Source organism: Dyadobacter sp. 3J3, assembly GCF_009801115.1.
Taxonomy (GTDB): domain Bacteria; phylum Bacteroidota; class Bacteroidia; order Cytophagales; family Spirosomataceae; genus Dyadobacter.
The window spans coordinates 1-811 of the sequence record NZ_VTOL01000050.1 but is presented as its reverse complement, the minus strand read 5'-3'; the positions used below and the strand labels follow the sequence as shown (position 1 = coordinate 811).

At 32.1% G+C, this 811-nt stretch carries 1 protein-coding gene; it reads right to left on the bottom strand.

All coding sequences use genetic code 11. From position 1 onward, the window contains the following. Positions 1 to 16 precede the first annotated feature (16 nt). On the bottom strand, positions 17 to 811 hold a 795-nt coding region (locus FZF08_RS31445), incomplete at its 5' end, for an IS982 family transposase (RefSeq protein WP_159478889.1).

The window sequence follows — 811 nt, the reverse complement described above, 5'->3', positions numbered from 1 at the left end:
AACCCGTTGGGTGAAATTATGTGATTTGAATTTTGATATTGTTTATATTCCTGTTGAATATAAATTTATTAAGGTATTGAATCAAAGTTAAGGACGTAATTTTTGCAAGAATTCTTGTTCTAAATCCATCAAAACTTTTTGCATAATTTCTCCTAATCATGAATTGATCACATAGTTGTGAGAAAAGTGTTTCTATTCTTTTTCTGGTTCTTCTAAAAACATATGCTTGTTTTTTATATTTTTTCTGATTGCTTCTCATCGGAGTTTCTAATCGGATATTGACAGTGTGAAATAGGTCTAATTGTTGTTCATTAGATATGTAGCCTTTGTCTCCAAGTAAAACAGCATCAGACAGTTGTAATTTAACGTCTTTTAAATAAGCGATATCATGAACATTTGCTTTACTAATGTCAATGGAATGAAAAACGCCGGACATCGTACAAACGCCATGCAGTTTATAACCATAAAACCATGTGTTTTGAGATGCACAAAAGCCTTTCTCGGGAGCTGTCTCAAAACGCTCTTTACAGATTTTAGTCCTCCTATGTCTAGCCATTTTACATATTTCCAGTGGCATTGAGTCAACTACAAAGTAGTCTTCAAATTCAATGAAACTATGATTTAATTTTGTTCTTATCAATTCGGTATAGGCAAATAATTTTCTGCGACGCTTGTTAAATTGACTTCGCTCTAATATATTTTCTATCCCATTTTCTGGTATCGTTTGAAATAAGAGATTCTCGCTATCTATACTCATATATTCAGCCGTCAAACTTAAAGCAACAACTTGATTATCAGACATTTTTGGCTT